The organism is Rhizobium sp. 32-5/1, from assembly GCF_029537235.1.
Taxonomy (GTDB): domain Bacteria; phylum Pseudomonadota; class Alphaproteobacteria; order Rhizobiales; family Rhizobiaceae; genus Pararhizobium.
Window position 1 is genome coordinate 103,266 of the sequence record NZ_CP120639.1, and the last position, 19,559, is coordinate 122,824.

The window sequence follows — 19,559 nt, forward strand, 5'->3', positions numbered from 1 at the left end:
CCATTTTCCCGCTCACAAGGAAACAACCCATGTCCCGTCCGCCACTTCCTCCATTCAATGAGCAGACTGCCATCGAGAAGGTCCGCCGTGCCGAAGACGGCTGGAACAGCCGTGATCCTGCCAAGGTGGCACTCGCCTACACGCTCGACACGCGCTGGCGCAATCGCGCCGAGTTCGTCACCAGCCGCGCGGAAGCTGAAGCTCTCCTGACGCGCAAATGGAATCGCGAGCTGGACTACCGCCTGATCAAGGAGCTTTGGGCCTTTCAGGGCAATCGTATTGCCGTTCGCTATGCCTACGAATACCACGACGACAGCGGCCAGTGGTTTCGTGCTTATGGCAACGAGAATTGGGAATTTGCCGAGGACGGGCTGATGCGAGCACGCCACGCCAGCATCAACGAGCACCCGATCAGAGAGGCGGATCGCAAATTCCACTGGCCGCTCGGGCGCCGGCCGGACGATCATTCGGGTCTCAGCGATTTCGGATTCTAGCCGACTGGATGTTTGAGGACATAGAGCCATGAGCAGATTTGAACTCGACGCGCGAGCACGGTTGTCGATAGAATTCGCACTTTCAGCCAAAAGCGCCGATCATTTTGACATGCGAGGCCGGGAAAAAGAGGCAAAGACACTCGGCATGAACGGAGCGGACATCGACATCGCGCGGAGCGGCTAGAGCTTTGACTTTCAACTCGCCAAGGCGGTCGCTTTCGCGCTCGCGCCAAACGAAGCAAACCGCGAAAGCGCAATAAAGGCAGGTCTCGATCACCGTGTCTGTGCAGCGATCGAGCAGATAGCGGCGTCATACAGGGGCGGTTCGCTCCGCAAATTCGCGGAGGCTTCGAAGCGCTCGGGCTTTGGCGGCGTCGTTTCATGGCATTGCAGGCACAGTGGATGACGGCTCGGCTTCATTTGGCGTTTGATACAAGTCAGCCGGCCGTGGCACAATCGCACCGATACCAGCGATTGGGGGATGGAATGGATCGATGGCAGGCGATGCGGATATTTGCCAGAGTTGCAGAGACCGAGAGCTTTGCTGAGGCGGCACGCCACATGCATATGAGCGCGCCGGCGGTCACGCGGGCCGTTGCAGCGCTTGAGGATCTCATCGGTGCCCGCTTGTTCGTTCGCACGACGCGTTCGGTGAAAATGACGGAGGCGGGGGCCCGGTATTTCGAGGATTGCCGGCGCATACTGGCAGATGTTGCAGAGGCCGAGGCCGCAGCGGGCGGTTCCTATGCCACGCCAACCGGTACGCTGGCCATTACCGCATCGGCGCTGTTCGGGCAGATGTACGTGCTGCCCATTGTCACCGAATTCCTGAATACCTATCCGGCCATGCACGCGAGGACGCTGTTTATCGATCGCCCTGTCAACATCGTAGAAGAAGGGGTGGATGTGGCCGTTCGCATCGGTCATCTGCGGGATTCAGGCTTCGCTGCCGTCAGGGTCGGTACCGTCAGGCACGTCATCTGCGGATCCCCGCAATATCTGGAGACCCATGGCGTTCCGGCCGTGCCGGCAGACCTCAAGAGCCATCGTATTGCTGCGTCGACGAGCGCATGGGCATCGCCCGAATGGCGCTTTGCTGATGACCATCGCGTGACCATCGACCCGGTCCTGCAGTGTAATACCAATGAGGCGGCGATAACGCTGGCACGGGCTGGTTGGGGATTGACCAGAGTATTGCATTACCAGATCGGCCCAGCTTTGCTTGCGGGCGAGCTGAAGATCGTGCTCAGCGACTATGAAGAGCCGCCAATGCCCATTCACATCCTCCATCCCCAGGGGCGAAACGCACCCGCAAAGGTTCGCGCTTTTGTGGACATGGCAGCCGCGCGCCTGCGGGAAAACCGACTTTTGAACTAAATGTCGACACCCATTCCAGGTGCAGACGTCTTATTTAATAATAGATGAGTTGCGTGATTGTGATACTCAGCGACAAGGGGGCTATTCCTAATGTTCCGGACGGTTTGTTGAACACGCCCCGCCGCGATCCGTTGCGCAGACTTGGAAACTCCGCTTCGCGAGGTCGATCGCAAGGATATGCACCGGTGTCATCTGCCTTTCCTCCGTGAGCGTCACTATGGCGCTGGGCAGGCATCATACTCCGATGTCGGCTGGAGGGGCATCCACCCCTCAGTTCATTGACCGACATTCAAGCGCGCAGCTAGCGACGAACGTGTTTTTCGCACAATGGCGCGAGCTACGCTTCTTCGTGTGTGTCGGCTCCGCAAACGCCTCGCGTTCATTCTGACGTGGCATTCCAATCTAAATCCTGAAGTTGGGTTTGAGCAGAACAGCTCTCTGAGCCTACCGAACGAGATCGTAGCTGATGAGATCGAACTGGGGGTATCGCCGTCCAGGAAGCTCTCGCGGACCACAAACGAATATGTCTTACCCTGCTCCAACGGGACCGGCATCAGGGCTGCCGCTGTGGGGTTCACGTAGACAATAGCGTCACGTCCATCGGTGGAGCGAATATGGATCGCCGCGCCGACACGGCTTTCCTTTATATCGCTGACATCCAACGTTTTGTCAGTCTTGCTCGGCGTTGTCGTCACGATGGTGGCATGCACTCTTGCCAACTTGCGCCATGTGGGGCTTTTCAACGGGTCGTAGGATTCACCCGCCGCCGTCAGCGCCTTGTCTGCTTTTTCTTCTGTGGTGATCATCTCTTCCAGACTTTGGAACCGGACGGCCCATTCCCAGGCCTTGGTATCGCGCATAATGCGGTAGCTGGCCTCTGCAATGAGTTCGCTCGCCGCTGCCGGTTTCGTGCCACCTTCAAGCAGGCGGAAGAAGCTCTCCAGGTAGCTGCGGAGGGGTTTGGTATCCTCGTACTCGACAAGCAGACCAGCGCCAAGAGCAATGCCGACCTGCTTCGACCCGGGATCTACCACCAGGACAGCTCCATTGCCGACTTCCATCTTCCCGACCCGTAATTGCCGCATGGCATCCAGTGCGTATCGATCCGCGTCGCGCCCCTGCAGATCCTTGGCAACGATCGTGACGATCTCGATATTGTTGGACGCTGCGTAATCGAAGGCGGCTTTCGCGAGCTTGTCCTTCACTTCGGGGTCGAACATTCCGGCTTCGTCATAGACAAAGCGATCAAACTTGGACGGGGTGCTGGTAGCCGAAAGCCTCGGCAGCCGATCGACGGAGGCATTTGAAATCGTTACGTCTTGTTCCCTGGCTGACGCCGTGCTTTTGCTGGTGCTGATCGCCGAATTCAGAGCCTCCATTTCGCGACTGACCGCATCTAGGTCCACACCCGGCTTCGACATATTCCCGATAACCTCGATCAACCGGCTCTCAAGTTCATCGCGCGAAAGGCCTGCAAGATCTTGCCCTGCGCCGTTTCGGCCTTGCTCGGTTGCAGGATTCTGTTGTGCTTCCGAAGCGGCTTCGGCAACAGCGCCCTGCTTCTCGACACGCGGCTGGGGTGAATCGGCGGCGCCGACCGCGCATTGCGACCCCGTTTGCTGCTCGCAGGATTCGCTCCATCCTGCTTCGACAGCTACCAGTCGCTTGCTGCGGCCGGGGTGGGTCTGTCCGTCTTCTTCCGGGATAAGCGTGCTGATCGCCTTGGTCGCGTCCGCCAGTGTGGCGCCCATCTTGTAGAGTACGAAACCGCTGAACTTGTCCGCTTCCAATTCGATTGGCGGTTGGCTTCCGCCGGGCATTAGCGTGTGACCGGACAGGTGATGACCGATCTCATGCGCCACGATCGAGACACTTGCCCAGTCGCTGTTGCTCGTCGCCTCGCCCACCTGCTTCATGAAACCGGCATTGTAGGCGATGATGCGTTGGGGGATGCCGTCATTGCCCATGAGTATAAGAGCCGCGGCATTGGGGACCTCGCCTTCGACCACCTTGAAATTCTGAGGAAGGCCGGTGAAGCGCATTATATCGCGAACGGCCTTCTCGCCATCGGCAGCTGGTGTTGCGGCGAGCCCTCGCGGATCCACTTTAAAGGCCTCGCCATCGTAGGAGCAAGCCTGCAAGAGGTCGCTCAACTCCGCGGCAAGCTCTGCCTCGCTCGGTTCTGACGTTTCCGCCTCGGCGACAAGGATGCCGCGATCCTGTTTCTCCAGCCGGCTGAACATGGTCTCGCAGATCGCCGCGCCGTCAGGTATCGGCGTCAGCAATCCGTTGCCTTTGTCCGCGATTGACATGGGTGCAGCTGTTGCCGCTGTTGTCACGACCAGCGCCGCGGCGGAAAGGCCAACTACAAGCTTCCAGTTCACCAGCATCAGTTTCCTCCTGATTATGCAAGTTGGATCGTCATCCTTGCCTTAGGCAAGTTGAGCCATGACGATCCGGATGACGGCACGCCCGTAGAGATAGAGCGCACCTTTTTTGACGGCATAGAAGATGGCCGTGCCGAGGAGCGGCCACCACCATTGCCGACGCAGATCGATTGAAAAGAACTGGGTGAAGGCGACAAAGACAATACCGGCCTCTACCCACCCCATATAGTAGCCCGAAATAGCCCGGTGCGCCTTCACGGCGTCCAATCCCGTCCACCAGTAGAGGGGCAACAGGTTGAGGATGTTGGCGATCAGGATGACAAAATGCGCGTACGTCGCAAGCACCAGATGCTCGACCGCATTAAATCCGCCGCGGCGGCGAAAAACCGTCAGCGATGCAATCAGTATCGCAACGATTCCAATCGAAAATGACCATTTCGAATAGTCCCGGACGAGGACGATCGCCTTGCTGAGCCCCGGGCTGGCGGAGCCGAAGAAATCCGTCTGGTGAATGACGAGGAGCAAAAGGACGATGGCCGCAAGCAGCAGTTTTAAGGGATGAACATGCCTTTTTCGCTCACCCAGAACGTAGGCGCGGGCGACGGCGCCAGGATTGACCGCCACGCGAAAAGCCGCTTTGACCATATCGGTTTCGAACCAGCGGAGCTTATCCCAAGCCTCGCCTCGCACTTCGCCCCAGCCAAAGCGAAGAGCTTTTCTTTGCCCACAAGCGCTGCAGTATGCGGAATGCAGCTCGCCGCCGCAATTGCGGCATATCGGTGCAGCAAAATAGTCGGGAAGTGCCTGATCTTCTTTAAGCATACGAGCGATCACGCGGCGACAGGCATAAATGCGCCGTGCGTAAAGCTGATCAGCGTACGGTATACCGTTTCAGTAAAAAAGTTCATTGTCGTGTTGATCGGCAGTCCGATGATATCAGAGTGAGGCATTGCGACTGATCCGTATTGGTGCGGATTGAAGAGCAGATGTACGTCATTGTTATGTGTTAGCGATGGAGACGGTCAAGTCAGACAGGCCGACTTGCGGTAGGAAAGAGCGTTATGACTGCAAACAAGATATCCCGAAGTGCTGACGTCCTTGATGCGCTATTTATTCTAATTTCGATCGCGCTATCCGTCGCCAGCCTCGTTCTGGTTTTCGTTTATGGGGCCTCGTTCTGGTTGCTCGTGGTCACGGATGTCCTGCTGCTGATCAGTTGCCGCCAGGCCATGATCTATTTTCTGGATAACTTTGTTCCGATCATCGCCGCAACAGATGCTTTCGGGGCCGTTCTTTTGGTGGTGCTTCTTCTTATCATGCCGCTGTTTGCGCCTTTTGCACTCTACTGGACTATCAGGCGTGGGCACGCATCACGCCGTCTTTGAAGGTTCTCGCAGGCTTGGGTCAATGTCCTGCTCTGACGCACTTTTACTGACGATCGGCGGCGTCAATATGAGTAAAATGCCTGCGGTTGCTTTTTCAGACGTGTTTTCAGAGAGCGTGTAGTGTCCACCAAGGTGGGAGCCCTTGGGGGAAAGGCTCACATAAATGTCAGCCGCTCGATCGGGCTTGAGGTCTTGCACCTTCAGCAGAAGCGACAACCAAGTTAAGGCAGGGCCGATAACATCTCTGCTTCTCCACAAATCCTTATACCTGCCTGTCGGGCGTTACCGCGACGCGCAGAAGGCGCATGAACAACTTTGTCTCCTCCTCATGGTGGGGGCCAACCTTGCCCGAATGTTTGATCCCCTCCGTTCCTGCCAAAATAGGATTGGCCAGTTGTGAAGGCAGGGCTTACAGCGGCTTGAGGTCGACTTCATTGCTCTCTGAGGCAGAGACCCATGCCTGTGTCAGCATTCCTAATAATTTTACACGGGCCTCGGTCATCATGTCCGAAGCCAAGACCGTGTTGGTTTGTCTAGGACAGAGAGGCTGTGACTACGAAGTTGTACAAGCTCACAGAGCGTCCGGTTGATTGCTTCAGAGTTGAACTTGTTGCGGGCGGCCGGCGGATTTTCGTTGGAACGAGAAACGGCGATGCCGCGCCTTGCCCAGGATGAAATGCGAAGTCGGCTGAATCTTGCCGGCGCACGGGTCGGCCAAACCGCACCTGAAAGTCATTTTCAGATGCGGTTTGTTTAGCCAGGTGAAAAGGCGGTGACTTACTCAGCCGCAGTCGCATTCGCTAACGGTGGGCCGCCGTCGGGCAGGGCAGGGGCGTTTTCGCTTCGCCCTTCCAAGTCGTCCAGCAGCGCCATCCATAAGGAGACGCATAGACCGACCATAATGACGAGGAAGGGTGCTGCCGCTATGATCGACGCGGTCTGCAGGCCTTGCAAGCCTCCCATCACCAGCAACACGCTGGCCGACGCGCCCGCAAGGACGCCCCAGAGAACGACGATGCCACGAGCAGGCTCAAGTGTGCCGTGCGATGACAGCATGCCCATCACGATCGAGGCGGCATCCGCTCCCGAGATGAAGAAGATGGCGACAAGGAAGATCGCGACGAACGAAGTAAACGCGGTTCCCGGATATTGTTCGAGCAGTGCAAACAGCGAGATGGCGGCACCCTGATTGTTGACCGCCTCGACAAGGCCACCAGCACCCATCAATTCCGAATGCAGCGCCGTACCACCCATTATGGTGAACCAAAGGAAGGTTACGCCGCTCGGAATGAGCAGAACGCCAATGACAAATTCGCGGATGGTCCGCCCCTTGGAGATGCGCGCAATGAACACCCCGACGAAAGGCGCCCAGGATACCCACCAGGCCCAATAGAAGATCGTCCAACTGCCCAGCCATTTTCCGTCGCTAAAGGCGGCAGTGCGGAATGACATTGTGACGAGATCGGCCAGGTAATCGCCAAGTGCTTCGGTGAAGGTGTTGAGGATGAAGATGGTTGGTCCGACGACGGCCAGAAACAGCAGCAGCGCGGCGGCGACCACCATGTTCATGTTGCTCAGGAACTGAACGCCCTTGCCCACTCCGGACACTGCCGAAAGGATGAACAGCACCGACAGCACCGCGATGATTGCAAGGGCAATGCCTGTCCCCTCGCCAGTTCCCCAGAGAAAATTCAGACCGCTGTTGATCTGCTGTGCGCCAAGGCCGAGTGATGTCGCTGTGCCGAACAGCGTAGCGATGACGGCGAGAATATCGATCGTCTTACCGATCGGTCCGTTGACTGCTTTGCCGAGCAGGGGAGTGAATGCGCTCGATATCAGGATTGGCAAGCCCTTGCGGTAGGTGAAGTACGCAATCGCCAACCCGACAATGGCATAGATCGCCCAAGGGTGCAGGGCCCAATGAAAATAGGAATATTTCATCGCGAGCAGCGCGGCTTCCTTGGATTGCGCGACCGCGAGCCCGTGCGGCGGGGCGCCAAAATGGAACACTGGCTCGGCGACACCCCAGAACATGAGGCCGATACCCATGCCGACGCTGAACATCATGCATACCCATGAAACCGTCCGGAATTCCGGAAGTTCGTCGTCGGCCCCAAGCCTGATCTTGCCGAAACGGCTAATCGCCAGGAACCCGGCAAAGACCAGGAACAGCGCAGTCGAGACAACAAAGCCCCACCCGAAACCGTTGATGATCGCCGAAAGTGTGGTTTGGGTGACCGAGGCGAGGCTAGCTGGGGCCAGCGCTCCCCATGAGATGAACCCGGCCGTTATCGCTAGGGCCGGCCAGAATACTGCCGGGTCTATGCTTCGCAGTCTGTCTGTGGTCGACATGCTTTATCCTCTCAGGTTTATGTAGTGACGTTCCCTTGAATTTTCGGATACCGCGAAAAGGCCGACTTCTCGAGAGAGGCCAGGTCGTGGACTGGTAAATGCTGTTGAGGTAGCGACGCCGGACACGCCTTTGTGCTTGTGCGGATCTACGGCCGCTTTCCTTGGGTGATTAACAGACCACTCGTTTGCACTCGTGTCAGTTGCGACCATGAGCTTGTCCAAAACCGAATTCTGCAGGCAAATTTCGTTGGCTAGTTGCGGAAGAAGATGGGATTCGAAACAACGATGCTCATGATGGAGGAACGGCCAGAAGACTGCGGATCGCGCCCAGCGACCTAAGCCTTCGGCCTTATCGGTACGCTTGACGATCTGGACGGTAACGTTGCGGCCCCGCTTCGCCGCAAACTCGTCATCGGCTACCAGAGGGAAGGAATGCAATGTTAGATCAGATGTGTCTTTCCGGGATATCGGAAGAAAGTTGGCGGGCGGTCATCGAAGCCTTGGTGGCTGCGGGCTGGTCCATGCGGAAAGGCGGCGGCCTGGATTTCTCCTGGGCCGTACTCGACCGCGACGGGATGCGGATCGACATGGAATACGATGTATGGCAAGAGGGCGAAATGGCATTTGCTAGGGGCCATGCGTCCGCGATAAAAGCCAATCTTCCAGTCCCATTGATCGTCGAACTGAAGATTGAATAATTCTCTGGTGGACCGGGGTGCAACCGGCGGCCCCCGCGGGAGAAAAATTCACTGACTTGCGATAGCCGATCCGCATTTTACCCCATTCCCCATTCCCCATTCCCAGGCCGCCGAGCGCATGAGAAGACTCACACTTGCTGTTTTGGCCGTCCTTTCAGTCCTCGCGCTGTGCGTCGGTATTTTGCTCGGCGCTTTCCTGATCATGAGCCCTACAGGCGGTGGCTTCTTTCCTAATCTTGGATCCGTCCTGGGGCTAATCGTCCTCGCGACCGGAAATCTCGTCTCGAGCATTTGCAATGGTATCTACTGGGGGCTCGGCAAGCGCCCTCGTTGGCTAGGAATTGTAACGTTGGCACAGAGCCTGCCCACGCTGCTTCTTATGGGATTTATCATGAGCGGGATGGAACCCATGTTGTAACTGGCGCGCCGGGACTGGATTTCGGATGGGCACGCCTCACTACGTCGCCTCGTCCTGCAGTGAGTTGTTTATTTCTCAAAAAAGTCGCCTTGGCGTTGGCGGCGGAGCTTTCAGCTTCGACAAGTGAGTGCTAAGCGGCAACGTGCATTGAAAGGAAAAAATATGAAAACACTGGTTCGCCTGCTGCTGACGATCACTCTTGCGGTCGTCGTACTTACCGGTTTCCGCTGGTATCGCTATGTCAGCAACACCGACAGTCCCTACGATGAAATCGGCATCACGCTCAACAATGCCATGCCCGGGCCGATCAACAGCTGGGGCTGCGCCAAGCTCAAAACCACCTTTGCCAGTTCCCTGCCACCTTACGGCTGCGCCGCCGGTGACGCGACGCAGTGGAAGTAAGGCACGACTGGCTGCGCGACGGCGCAGCCAGTCGTGTGCGTCGAGCTATATGGCTGTTGATGGTCTCTGCCGCCGGACTTGCGAAGATATCTGAGTGCACCTAGAAGGCGTGCGCAGAGTTTCAATTTAAGGCTGTGAGAGGACGAGCATCGTGGAGCAGGCAGGTAAGGGTTGGTCCCGGGCACTTTGGGGGCGGTCACGATCATCGCGGTCGTTGTTGCAGGGGGCGTCGGGGTCAAGACCGTGTATGAACGGCACGTCGCCGAATTTGTTTCCCAGGGTGGCGGCACGGCGGACGCCGTCGCAGTGGATTTCCTCGGACGAATTCATCTGCGTAACGTGGCGTTGCCGCTTGCCAACGGCACCAATATTCGTGTCGCGTCTATCGACGGACGGCTGAAGAATCTTTTCTTCAATGGCGATCTCGAATTGAATGGCCTCGACGTCGAGCTGGCGACGGGCAGGATCTCAATAGCGCATGCAAGCATCGAAGACCCCGCTTTCGACGGCAGTGCGGCGAGCGAGACCTTCAGCGGCAAGAGCGCAATCACTGTGTCGGAGCGTCTCGAACGCTTTGCGGCAGAGCGCATATCGGCACCCGAGGTCATCATCATCCAGACCCTCGCCGGCAGCGAACAGAAGATGGTCTATAAGGACGTCACCCTCGACGACATCGCCAACGGCAGCATTGCGCGCTACTCCGCCGTTGGCGCTAGTTTCGATATCGCCATGGAGATCCCCAATGTTGAAGGGGTAGCGAATAAAGAGCGCATGACCGGTTCGACCGGTGCTGTAGCGGGTCAGGACTTCGATGCGGCATACATGGCCAGGCTGTATACGGATAAGGCGGCCCCCGAAGAAAACGAAGCGAAGCTGCTTTACGGACCCTTTTCCGTCAAGGCGATCGCCCTCTCCAACGGCAAGGTGCACTTCGCCTATGACGAACTACGCAGCAACGGTTTCAGCATGCGCATGCCGGCCGAACCACTTCTCGAAACGCTGGAGAACCTGAAGTCCATTACGAGTACCCACGAGCTTGCCCCGGAGGACCGTCAGGCGTTTGTTGGCCGGCTTCTGTCCGTTGTTGATATGGTCGGTAAGGGTAATATGCAGTTGATCGGCTTCAAGGTCGATGCGCCTTATGAGGAAGGCCAAGACGCGGGCAAAAGGGTCAAGCTCGCCGTCGATCGCATGGCGATGCAACTGGACGGCCGTAAGCTCGACGTCGGCTTGAATGGGGTGTCGATAGTGGAGGATACGGACACCATCAAGATCGCCGAAGCGAGCATTACCGGCTTTTCCTGGCATTCACCCCTCGAAGCGCTGAAGAAAATGGCTGGGCTCAGCGAGCAACAGCTTGAAACGTTCCCGCTTACCACACTGGCACCGGAATTAGGCACGATCCGTATCGCGGGAATGGATGTTGATGTGGCCTATCCCGACGATGTGAGCGCGATCGAGGCGCAAAGCGCCGATGCACAAGGGCTGGCCAGCGAAACCGACGGGTCGGCGAGCGATACTCAATCCACACAAGCACAGATCCCGCAGACCGACCAGGCGGAAGGGGCGGATCAGCAAGCAGATGGATCCACCGTTTCCGGAGAGGAGCCCGCGACCATATCCGTGCCGAAACGTATTCGCTTCTCGCTCAAGAGTTATGAGCTAGCGCTGACAAAGCTCCACAATGGCATTCCGACGGATATTCGCATTACGCAGGAGGATCTGAGCCTGCCTGTACCGGCAGAATCGTCGGATGAAGCCTACATCCAACTTCGCCAACTGGGCTTTGAGGAGGTGGTCCTGTCTTCCAACATAGAAGCGGTGTGGGACGAGCCCAATCAGAACCTGGTGATCAAAGACATTTCGTTTGGTGGCAAGGATGTGGGCAGGCTCTCCCTTTCTGGCCTGGTCGGTGGTTTCACCAAGGAATTCTTCTCCTTTGACACGACAATGACCCAGGCGGCGCTTCTCGGTCTCACGGCACGAGAGGTGAAGCTCAAGATCCAGGATGAAGGGTTGATGGCAAAGGGAATCAAACTCTATGCCGAACAAAGCGCGATGACCGAGGATCAAGTGCGCGGCATGCTGACAATGATGGTCACCGCGGGATTGCAGCACTTCGCGGCCGGTCAGCCGAAGCTTCAAGGCGCGGTCGATGCGCTGTCGCGCTTCGTCGCCGCACCCGGAACCTTCACTTTGACGGTTAGGTCCCAGGCCGAAAGCGGCATAGGGGTATTTGATCTGGTCGCGGCTTCTGAAAACCCTGTGCTGCTTCTCGAAAAAGTTGATCTTGAGGCGACGGCTCAGTGAGCCTTTTGCTCCAGGCTTCGCGCGGTTGCGCGGGGCCTGGAGGCGAAGTGTTCTCACAAAGGCAGCAGAAGCGGCCCGCTGGATCTGGATCCAGGAACGCCAGGATAAGCTCGCGCAGTAGCGGCGACAGCCGGATGACCGACGGTTGGCTGGACAGATGCGCCACCGCCTCGGGCCGGACAAACAGGTAGCGCAATGAGGACCGCTGAAGATACTGGACGGCGTGTAGCACATTGGATGGAATCCATAATGCTCGCTCTGGCGGCACAATGAATGTGCCCCGATTTGTTTCAACCGGCACCAATGCATTTCATGTTTCCCAGCGTTCTCGTGGAGGGAGTGGCGAAGTACTTTATCCCCGTTCCCCACATCAGGGGGTATGGTATTAGAGCTTGTTGCGTATTCCACGGTACTATTTTGACGTTCTATGGGAGAATAGACTTGATGGGTCAGCTGACGTCAGGAGAACGCGACCTTGCAGGCGCGGTTCTCGTTTTCATGGCCATCATGGGCGTAGCTATGGCTGCAGTGGGAGGGAGCGAACCGCTCGGCATCCACGGCGTCATGGTCCTTCTCTGCAGCGTCGGCCTTCTGTTCGTGCTGATGTCGACCGCGTTTGGTCCCGCCCCCGATCCGGCACGCCTCGGCAAATATTATGACGACCCGATCAAGGTCGGCGTGGGCTTTACCCTGGCATGGGCGGTCTTCGGCATGCTCATCGGCGTGTGGGCCGCAGCCCAGCTTGCATGGCCCGCCCTCAACTTCGACACGTCCTGGGCCAGTTTCGGCCGTATCCGCCCGGCTCATACCTCCGGCGTGATTTTCGGATTTGGTGGGAATGCATTGATCACGACGTCCTACCACGTCGTCCAGCGCACGTCCCGCGCACGCCTTGCCGACCAGTTTTCTCCCTGGTTCGTCCTTCTCGGCTTCAACCTGTTCTGTCTGATCGCAGTTTCCGGCTATTTCCTCGGCGTTACCCAGTCCAAGGAATATGCGGAGGCGGAATGGTACGCCGACATCTGGCTGGTGGTCGTATGGGTGGCCTACTTCGTCCTCTATGTGAGAACGCTGGCGCGGCGCAAGGAGCCACATATCTACGTCGCCAACTGGTACTACATGGCCTTCATCATCGTCGTCGCCATCCTGCATATTGTCAACAATCTCGCGGTACCGATTTCGTTCACCCAGGCCAAGAGCTACACGATCTGGGCGGGGGTGCAGGACTCGATGGTGCAGTGGTGGTATGGCCACAACGCGGTCGCCTTTTTCCTTACGGCGGGCTTCCTGGCAATGCTCTATTACTACCTGCCAAAACGGGCGGAGCGGCCGATTTTCTCCTACCGTCTTTCGATCCTGAGCTTCTGGGGCATCACCTTCTTTTATATGTGGGCAGGCTCCCACCATCTGCATTACACCGCCCTGCCGCATTGGGTTCAGAACCTCGGAATGACCTTTTCGGTGATGCTGCTGGTGCCGTCCTGGGCTTCGGCCGGGAACGCCCTGCTGACGCTCAATGGCGCGTGGCACAAGGTGCGCGACGACGCGACCCTGCGCTTTATGATGATGGCGGCGTTTTTCTACGGTCTCTCGACGTTCGAAGGATCCTTCCTCGCGATACGTCCCGTGAATTCCCTGTCCCATTACACGGACTGGACGGTGGGCCATGTTCATGCGGGTGCGCTGGGATGGGTCGCAATGATCACGTTCGGGTCGTTGTATACGCTCGTGCCGTCAATCTGGAAGCGCGAGCGAATGTACTCCGCAGCCCTCGTGGAAGTCCATTTCTGGCTGGCTCTCGTCGGGACGCTCATCTACGTGTTCGCGATGTGGAATTCCGGGATCATCCAGGGGCTGATGTGGCGGACCTATTCCGAGGACAATGCCCTGGTCTATTCCTTCGTCGATAGTCTGGTTGCGATGTATCCCTATTACATCGCCCGTGCGTTCGGAGGGTTACTGTTCCTCATCGGCGCGATTGTCGCATCTTACAATGTCTGGATGACCGTCCGCACCCCGAATCCCGCGCCGTCCCCCACGGGCGATGACTTGCCCATCGGGGAACACGCAGGCGCAATTCCTTCGGCCGCGGAGTAGACACATGACCGATACGCCCCATAGAAAACTGGAACGATCGGCAACGGGCTTCATGCTGGCGATTGTCGCCGCAGCCAGCGTCGGCGGGCTTGTCGAGATAGCGCCTCTTTTCACGATCGACGACACCGTCGAAAACGTGAAGGACATGCGGCTCTATACGCCGTTGGAGCTTGCCGGGCGTGACATCTACGTCCGCGAAGGATGCTACGCATGTCACAGTCAGATGATCCGGACGCTGCGCGACGATGTGGAGCGCTATGGACCTTATTCGCTCGCGGTCGAATCGAAGTACGACCACCCTATGCTCTGGGGTTCGAAACGCACCGGACCTGATCTTGCCCGCATCGGCGGCAAGTATTCCGACTTCTGGCATGTCGCCCACCTGAGCAACCCGCGCGACGTGGTTCCGGAATCCAACATGCCGTCGTACAGATGGCTGGCCACGACGCCATTGAAGCTCAGCAACCTGCCGCTGATGCTGAAGGCGCAGAGAACCGTCGGGGTGCCCTATACCGACGAGATGATAGCCAACGCCTCTGCCGACGCCCGTGGCCAGTCCGCGCCCGACAGCGAGCAGTCCGCGGGCGTATCCGAACGCTATGGCGAGGCAACGCAGGTGTCCGCTTTCGACGGCGTGGCGACGAACGTGACCGAAATGGACGCGCTGGTTGCCTATCTCCAGGTGCTTGGGCAGCTGACGAAGGCCGCCTACGAGAATACCGCCGCGCCTGAAAAGATGCCTGACCCCAACAACTAGCCCAACGACACGGAGGACGCGATGGAGTTCACCCACGATACGCTTGTCGAAGCCTCCAAAACCTGGGGACTGTTCTATCTGATCGGGTTTTCGATCTGCGTGCTCATCTACACCTTCCTGCCTTCGAACAAGAAAAGGTTCGAAGGCGCGGAAAGGGAAATTTTCGACAAGGAAGATGCCCCATGGAAGTAGAAGAAGTCGATCCCGTCACCGGCCGGAAAACGACCGGCCACGTCTGGAACGGTATCAAGGAACTCGACACGCCCATACCGCGGGGCGTGCTGCTGTTCCTGATCGTGACGCATATTTTCGCAGTGCTCTGGTGGTTCCTGCTCCCGACGTGGCCGCTCGGCACGACCTATACAAAGGGGCTGCTGGGCATCGACCAGAAGACAACCGTGGAGGAGACGTTGCGCGAGGGGTGGACGCCAGGGCCTCGTGGGTCAGCAAGATCGACAGCATGTCGTACGACCAGATCCGCGCGGACGAGCAGCTCATGGCAACCGTGCGCACCACCGGCAACCAGCTCTTCGGCGACAACTGCGCGGCGTGTCATGGAAGCGACGGGAAGGGCGGCAACAATTACCCCAACCTTGCGGACGACGACTGGCTTTGGGGAAGCGGGCCTGAGAAAATCCAGCAGACCTTGACGGTCGGCATCAATTCCCGCCATGCCGATACCCGTGTCGCCCAGATGCCCGCCTTCGGCAAGGACGAGATGCTCGACCGCCAGCAGGTCCGCGATGTGGCCGCCTATGTGATGGCGCTGAGTGATCCCAGCACGTCGACCGCCGAAAACATCGATCAGGTCGACAAGGGTCGTGAGGTTTTCCTGACCACCTGTGCTGCCTGTCACGGCGAGAATGCCAAAGGCAATCCGGACATGGGCGCACCGAACCTGACGGACGGCCAGTGGGTCTATGGCGGCGGGCTGCAGAACATCATCGATTCGATCCACGGCGGGCGACAGGGGCATATGCCGACGTGGGACGAACGGCTTTCTCCGTCCGAGATCAAAATCCTGGCGCTCTACGTGAACGCGCTCGGACAGCAGGAGCCTTGAATGACAGAGGCAGCGGCAAAGGGCCGAGGATGGTTCAGGCCTTTATGGCTGCTTTCTGCGGCGACATTGCTTGTGCTCGTTGCGAACGCGCATCTTGTTTATGTCGCTGTCTCCACCCAGCCCGACTGCGTCCCCCATCTCAAGGACAAGGGCAGTTCACCCAGCGCATACCGGGCCGCCAAATCGGCATGTTGATGTCAGGAGACCACGATGGCCACTAGAGACAATTCGACGGTTCTGGTTTCCGAGATGTCGGATATCGAGGAGACCCGCAGCGAAAGGTACAAGCGGGACGTTTCCTACGAAGCGGTCTTCGGCTGGCTGCGACACGGGTGGCGCGATCTCTGGACCCGGCCTGTCCCGAGCCTCCTTTACGGCGTGGTCGTGTTTGTCGCCTCCCTGGTCTTCATCGTATATATGTACAATACCGGGAGAGATTACTTCCTGTTTCCGGCCCTTGCAGGCTTCATGATCGTTGGGCCGCTGGTCGCGGCCGGGCTCTATCTGAAGAGCCGCAACATCGAAAACGGCCAGGATGTTACCCTCCGCTCGATGCTGTCCGTTCAGCCGCTTGCCGGCGCGCAGGTTTTCTTCACCGGAATGGTCCTGACGATGCTCATGCTCCTGTGGATGAGGGCGGCTGTCTTGGTCTACGCGCTCTTCTTCGGCCTGCGCCCCTTTCCGGGTCTCGACCACGTTGCGACGATGCTGGTCACCACCCCCGTGGGTTGGGCCATGCTTGTGGTCGGAAGCCTGATCGGAAGCCTGTTCGCAGGCTTTGCGTTCGCCATCAGCGTGTTCTCGATCCCGATGCTCCTCGACCGCCGGATCGATGCGATGACGGCAATGGGCGTGAGCATGGCGATCGTCTGGAACAACCTGAGGCCCATGTTGCTATGGGGCGCGATCGTGCTGGTGCTCTTCCTGCTCTGCGTCGCCACGGGCCTGATCGGCCTGATCTTGATCTTTCCGTGGCTCGGCCACGCGACGTGGCACGCTTACAAAGAAATGCGGGAGACGGCATGACCTGCTGCGCCTCAAGCACTGCTGCGATCGGCAGCGGGCGTCCTGAACGATGCACGCCTGAGGAAGTCGCGCTGTCGAGCAAGTCGCTGGCAGACGAAATGAGGCAGACCACCCTGTCCGTCCCAGGAATGCATTGCGCCTCCTGCATCCGGGCGATCGAGAACGCGCTGTCGGCGGTCGACGGCGTCGAAGCCGCCCGTGCCAACCTCTCGATGCGGACGGTCGTCGTGAACTGGAAAGGCGACTGTGGGTCACCCCCGATCTCACAGGCGCCTTGTCTGCTGTCGGCTATTCGTCCCATCTGCCCACCACTGATATGGGCGCGGAGGACCGGGTTCATGCCAGCCTGTTGCGGGCGCTTGCCGTCGCAGGTTTCTGTTCGATGAACATCATGTTGCTTTCGGTTTCGGTCTGGGCCGGCGCGGACGCCGGAACGCGGCAGGCTTTTCACCTTCTGTCTGCGGCGCTGGCTCTCCCCGCCGTGATCTATTCGGGAAGCGCCTTCTACGCCTCGGCGTGGCGTGCGCTAGTTCATGGCCGGATGAACATGGACGTGCCGATCAGCGCCGGCGTGCTCCTGTCCTTCGGGCTCAGTCTTTACGACGCCACAAGCAACGCGCCGCAGGCATATTTTGAAGCAAGCACGTCGCTGTTGTTTGTGCTTCTGGGCGGGCGCCTGCTGGATCACATGATGCGGCGCAAGGCAAAGTCCGCGGTAGCGGGGCTGGCGCGCCTCATGCCTCAGGGCGCGAACGTCGTGGCAGTGGATGGGTCGATCAACTACGTCCCCTTTAACGAGGTGGACGCTGGATCGCGGTTGCTGGTGCCCGTTGGCAGCAGAGTGCCCACGGATGGCTTGGTCGTCGAAGGCCGCTCCGAACTGGACAGTTCGCTTGTCACGGGAGAGAGTGTCTGGCAACCGATCGATGTCGGAAGCGAGGTGCGGGCCGGCGCGATCAATCAGGGCGCACCCTTCGTGTTGACGGCCTCCGTCGCGCCTGCGGATTCGCTTCTCTCGGAAATGACACGGATGCTCGCGACCGCTGAAAACGCCCGGTCGCGTTACCGACGGCTCTCTGATCGTGCCGCGGCCCTTTATGCCCCGGTGGTTCATTCCCTGTCTCTGCTTGCCCTGATCGGCTGGCTCTATGGCTCAGGCGATATCCATAGGGCTCTGACGGTCGCGATCACCGTTCTCGTCATAACGTGCCCTTGCGCACTGGGGATTGCGGTCCCGATGGTCCAGGTGGTCCTCGCCCGCCGCTTGTTTGACCGGGGGTCATGGCGACGGACGGCTCCGCATTCGAGCGCCTCGCCGAAATCGACACCGTCCTGTTCGACAAGACCGGCACCCTCACCACCGGGGAACCCAGGCTCCTTGATCGTGAGGAAATACCGGAAGAAGCCCTGGTCATTGCCGGATCGATGGCGCGCCTCTCGAGGCACCCGATATCCAAGGCATTATCGGCGGCCCACTCCCGTTCAGGACTGAAAGTGATCGCCTTTGACGACACGCAGGAGCTTGCGGGATACGGCCTCGAGGCCACCTTTGGCTCGGACATATACCGGCTTGGCAGGTCCGGTTGGGCCGTGGATAGCAAGATCGCGGCGACAGGGGAACTTTCCGCTGTCACCCTGTCACGGAACGGGCAGGCAGTGGCGAACTTCACCTTCGGGGAAACACTGCGTCCGGGTGCTGCCGATCTCGTTAGATCGCTTCGATCAAAGCGGATCGATGTCAGGATCCTGTCGGGAGACTCAGCACCGGCTGTCCGCAGGATCGCCCACATTCTTGGCATCGAGGAATTCTCGGCCGGGCTGCTACCCGGCGACAAGGTGAAAGCCATCACTGTGTTGCAGGGTAGCGGGCATAAAGTCCTTATGGTCGGCGACGGGATCAACGACGCCCCCGCATTGCGTGCCGCCGATGTTTCGATGACACCGTCCTCGGGCAGCGACATCGGTCGCAACGCCGCTGACTTCGTTTTCCTGGGAGACAGCCTGCAGGTGATCGACGAGAGCCTTGAAGCGGCGACCATCGCCATGAAGCTTATCAGGCAGAACTTCGCGCTGGCGGTGGCCTACAATATCGTGAGCCTTCCCTTGCGCTTGCGGGATTCGTGACGCCTCTCATCGCGACGGTGGCAATGTCGTCTTCGTCCATTCTCGTGGTGGCAAACGCGCTCAGGCTTTCGCTTCCGGGAAAAAGTCGAACAGGCGCAGATGCCTCGGCGCGGCAATGTGGTGGACGTTCACGCATGATGGCCCTTAACGTCCTCGTTCCCTTGACCCTGGCCATGGGAGCGGCAGGCTTACTGGCGTTTCTCTGGTCGATGCGGTCGAAGCAGTATGAAGATCTCGACGGCGCGGCCGAGCGAGATCCTCGTGGACGACGAGGAAGATATTGGCTGATACTTTCGGGAAACCAACCGGATATGACCGCGTTGTAGCATCGGGACGAAGGAGCGGAACATGATTGATGCGAGACAGGATTCGACGGCGAGTGCTTCCGAGGGGAAGGTCGCGCGGTGTGTAGGGGTTGTCGATCCGTCCGATGCTGTGACGGGCATCGGTATGGTGTTTGGAGCGATCGGTATGATCGTCGGCGTTATTGCCGCCGTTGTTGTGTCGCCCGACTTCAGCCTCTATCTCTTGGGCTACTGCGCTCTTGCGGCTCTTGCCGGAGGTTCGGTGGGCATCGTCACCGGCGGAATGATTGGTGCAATTCTGGCCGTAGCGAACGGTGTCGTTCCACAGCGGGACATTCGAAAATAGTCATGAGTGCAATTCTCT

The 19,559-nt window shown here is 58.7% G+C and carries 18 protein-coding genes and 2 pseudogenes; 17 read left to right on the forward strand and 3 right to left on the reverse strand.

Going from position 1 to position 19,559, the window contains the following annotated elements; all coding sequences use genetic code 11:
* The first annotated feature begins 29 nt into the window (after positions 1-29).
* The 3 genes from P6U16_RS21895 to P6U16_RS21905 all read left to right on the forward strand — a co-directional run bounded on the left by P6U16_RS21895 (position 30) and on the right by P6U16_RS21905 (position 1,871).
* On the forward strand, positions 30-494 hold the full coding sequence (locus P6U16_RS21895) for a nuclear transport factor 2 family protein (RefSeq protein ID WP_277704475.1): 465 nt from the start codon (positions 30-32) through the stop codon (positions 492-494).
* Between the two features lie 28 nt (positions 495-522).
* On the forward strand, positions 523-678 hold the full coding sequence (locus P6U16_RS21900; RefSeq protein ID WP_277704476.1) for a hypothetical protein: 156 nt from the start codon (positions 523-525) through the stop codon (positions 676-678).
* 302 nt (positions 679-980) lie between these two features.
* Positions 981-1,871 carry a LysR family transcriptional regulator gene (locus P6U16_RS21905; RefSeq protein WP_277704477.1) on the forward strand — a complete coding sequence of 297 codons (891 nt, stop codon included), beginning with the start codon at positions 981-983 and terminating at the stop codon, positions 1,869-1,871.
* Positions 1,872-2,146: 275 nt separating this feature from the next.
* Here P6U16_RS21905 and P6U16_RS21910 read toward each other — a convergent pair whose 3' ends face one another.
* Both P6U16_RS21910 and P6U16_RS21915 read right to left on the reverse strand, forming a co-directional pair.
* Entirely contained in the window at positions 2,147-4,024 is a 1,878-nt protein-coding gene (locus tag P6U16_RS21910) for a TPM domain-containing protein (protein ID WP_277704478.1), read from the reverse strand.
* A 279-nt stretch (positions 4,025-4,303) separates the two neighbouring features.
* Positions 4,304-5,080 carry a DUF3667 domain-containing protein gene (locus P6U16_RS21915; protein ID WP_277704479.1) on the reverse strand — a complete coding sequence of 259 codons (777 nt, stop codon included), beginning with the start codon at positions 5,078-5,080 and terminating at the stop codon, positions 4,304-4,306.
* A 239-nt stretch (positions 5,081-5,319) separates the two neighbouring features.
* Between P6U16_RS21915 and P6U16_RS21920 the strand changes: the two genes are divergently transcribed.
* Positions 5,320-5,643: a hypothetical protein gene (locus tag P6U16_RS21920; protein WP_277704480.1), complete on the forward strand. Its 324-nt coding sequence runs from the start codon at positions 5,320-5,322 to the stop codon at positions 5,641-5,643.
* A gap of 777 nt (positions 5,644-6,420) precedes the next feature.
* Here the strand turns inward: P6U16_RS21920 and P6U16_RS21925 are convergent.
* Entirely contained in the window at positions 6,421-7,995 is a 1,575-nt protein-coding gene (locus P6U16_RS21925; RefSeq protein ID WP_277704481.1) for a BCCT family transporter, read from the reverse strand.
* A gap of 437 nt (positions 7,996-8,432) precedes the next feature.
* Between P6U16_RS21925 and P6U16_RS21930 the strand changes: the two genes are divergently transcribed.
* The 13 genes and pseudogenes from P6U16_RS21930 to P6U16_RS21990 all read left to right on the forward strand — a co-directional run bounded on the left by P6U16_RS21930 (position 8,433) and on the right by P6U16_RS21990 (position 19,541).
* Positions 8,433-8,693: a hypothetical protein gene (locus P6U16_RS21930; RefSeq protein ID WP_277704482.1), complete on the forward strand. Its 261-nt coding sequence runs from the start codon at positions 8,433-8,435 to the stop codon at positions 8,691-8,693.
* A gap of 580 nt (positions 8,694-9,273) precedes the next feature.
* Positions 9,274-9,513 (forward strand): hypothetical protein, encoded by a 240-nt coding sequence (locus P6U16_RS21935; RefSeq protein ID WP_277704483.1) that lies wholly within the window; start codon positions 9,274-9,276, stop codon positions 9,511-9,513.
* Between the two features lie 171 nt (positions 9,514-9,684).
* Complete coding sequence (locus P6U16_RS21940; RefSeq protein ID WP_349017729.1) at positions 9,685-11,823, forward strand: hypothetical protein; 2,139 nt, start codon at positions 9,685-9,687, stop codon at positions 11,821-11,823.
* A 444-nt stretch (positions 11,824-12,267) separates the two neighbouring features.
* The gene (gene ccoN, locus P6U16_RS21945; RefSeq protein WP_277704484.1) at positions 12,268-13,920 is read left to right on the forward strand and encodes a cytochrome-c oxidase, cbb3-type subunit I; all 1,653 of its coding nucleotides are present in this window, start codon (positions 12,268-12,270) and stop codon (positions 13,918-13,920) included.
* A gap of 4 nt (positions 13,921-13,924) precedes the next feature.
* Positions 13,925-14,677, forward strand: a complete 753-nt coding sequence (gene ccoO, locus P6U16_RS21950) for a cytochrome-c oxidase, cbb3-type subunit II (protein WP_277704485.1) — start codon at positions 13,925-13,927, stop codon at positions 14,675-14,677.
* Between the two features lie 21 nt (positions 14,678-14,698).
* On the forward strand, positions 14,699-14,869 hold the full coding sequence (locus tag P6U16_RS21955) for a cbb3-type cytochrome c oxidase subunit 3 (protein ID WP_277704486.1): 171 nt from the start codon (positions 14,699-14,701) through the stop codon (positions 14,867-14,869).
* Positions 14,860-15,740, forward strand: a pseudogene (gene ccoP / locus P6U16_RS21960) (cytochrome-c oxidase, cbb3-type subunit III). The gene P6U16_RS21955 and the pseudogene ccoP overlap by 10 nt, the downstream one beginning before the upstream one ends.
* A gap of 210 nt (positions 15,741-15,950) precedes the next feature.
* A complete protein-coding gene (locus tag P6U16_RS21965; RefSeq protein ID WP_277704487.1) occupies positions 15,951-16,766 on the forward strand; it encodes a DUF2189 domain-containing protein in 816 nt (271 codons plus the stop codon).
* 98 nt (positions 16,767-16,864) lie between these two features.
* Complete coding sequence (locus P6U16_RS21970; protein WP_277704853.1) at positions 16,865-17,152, forward strand: heavy metal-associated domain-containing protein; 288 nt, start codon at positions 16,865-16,867, stop codon at positions 17,150-17,152.
* A gap of 305 nt (positions 17,153-17,457) precedes the next feature.
* Positions 17,458-17,976, forward strand: a pseudogene (locus P6U16_RS21975) (copper-translocating P-type ATPase); the annotation flags it as partial.
* Positions 17,977-18,047: 71 nt separating this feature from the next.
* Complete coding sequence (locus tag P6U16_RS21980; RefSeq protein WP_277704488.1) at positions 18,048-18,890, forward strand: HAD-IC family P-type ATPase; 843 nt, start codon at positions 18,048-18,050, stop codon at positions 18,888-18,890.
* Positions 18,891-19,063: 173 nt separating this feature from the next.
* The gene (ccoS, locus tag P6U16_RS21985) at positions 19,064-19,216 is read left to right on the forward strand and encodes a cbb3-type cytochrome oxidase assembly protein CcoS (protein ID WP_277704854.1); all 153 of its coding nucleotides are present in this window, start codon (positions 19,064-19,066) and stop codon (positions 19,214-19,216) included.
* Between the two features lie 22 nt (positions 19,217-19,238).
* Positions 19,239-19,541, forward strand: coding sequence for a hypothetical protein (locus tag P6U16_RS21990; protein ID WP_277704489.1), 303 nt, complete (start codon positions 19,239-19,241; stop codon positions 19,539-19,541).
* Positions 19,542-19,559 lie beyond the last annotated feature (18 nt).

Excerpts from the sequence above, each read along its gene's own strand:
- P6U16_RS21970 (WP_277704853.1), top strand. The coding sequence starts at position 16,865 with ATGAGGCAGACCACCCTGTCCGTCCCAGGAATGCATTGCGCCTCCTGC.
- ccoS (WP_277704854.1), top strand. The coding sequence starts at position 19,064 with ATGGGAGCGGCAGGCTTACTGGCGTTTCTCTGGTCGATGCGGTCGAAG.
- P6U16_RS21930 (WP_277704482.1), top strand. The coding sequence starts at position 8,433 with ATGTTAGATCAGATGTGTCTTTCCGGGATATCGGAAGAAAGTTGGCGG.
- P6U16_RS21915 (WP_277704479.1), bottom strand. The coding sequence starts at position 5,080 with ATGCTTAAAGAAGATCAGGCACTTCCCGACTATTTTGCTGCACCGATA.
- P6U16_RS21895 (WP_277704475.1), top strand. The coding sequence starts at position 30 with ATGTCCCGTCCGCCACTTCCTCCATTCAATGAGCAGACTGCCATCGAG.
- P6U16_RS21900 (WP_277704476.1), top strand. The coding sequence starts at position 523 with ATGAGCAGATTTGAACTCGACGCGCGAGCACGGTTGTCGATAGAATTC.
- ccoO (WP_277704485.1), top strand. The coding sequence starts at position 13,925 with ATGACCGATACGCCCCATAGAAAACTGGAACGATCGGCAACGGGCTTC.
- P6U16_RS21980 (WP_277704488.1), top strand. The coding sequence starts at position 18,048 with ATGGCGACGGACGGCTCCGCATTCGAGCGCCTCGCCGAAATCGACACC.
- ccoN (WP_277704484.1), top strand. The coding sequence starts at position 12,268 with ATGGGTCAGCTGACGTCAGGAGAACGCGACCTTGCAGGCGCGGTTCTC.
- P6U16_RS21965 (WP_277704487.1), top strand. The coding sequence starts at position 15,951 with ATGGCCACTAGAGACAATTCGACGGTTCTGGTTTCCGAGATGTCGGAT.
- P6U16_RS21905 (WP_277704477.1), top strand. The coding sequence starts at position 981 with ATGGATCGATGGCAGGCGATGCGGATATTTGCCAGAGTTGCAGAGACC.
- P6U16_RS21955 (WP_277704486.1), top strand. The coding sequence starts at position 14,699 with ATGGAGTTCACCCACGATACGCTTGTCGAAGCCTCCAAAACCTGGGGA.
- P6U16_RS21925 (WP_277704481.1), bottom strand. The coding sequence starts at position 7,995 with ATGTCGACCACAGACAGACTGCGAAGCATAGACCCGGCAGTATTCTGG.
- P6U16_RS21920 (WP_277704480.1), top strand. The coding sequence starts at position 5,320 with ATGACTGCAAACAAGATATCCCGAAGTGCTGACGTCCTTGATGCGCTA.
- P6U16_RS21935 (WP_277704483.1), top strand. The coding sequence starts at position 9,274 with ATGAAAACACTGGTTCGCCTGCTGCTGACGATCACTCTTGCGGTCGTC.
- P6U16_RS21990 (WP_277704489.1), top strand. The coding sequence starts at position 19,239 with ATGATTGATGCGAGACAGGATTCGACGGCGAGTGCTTCCGAGGGGAAG.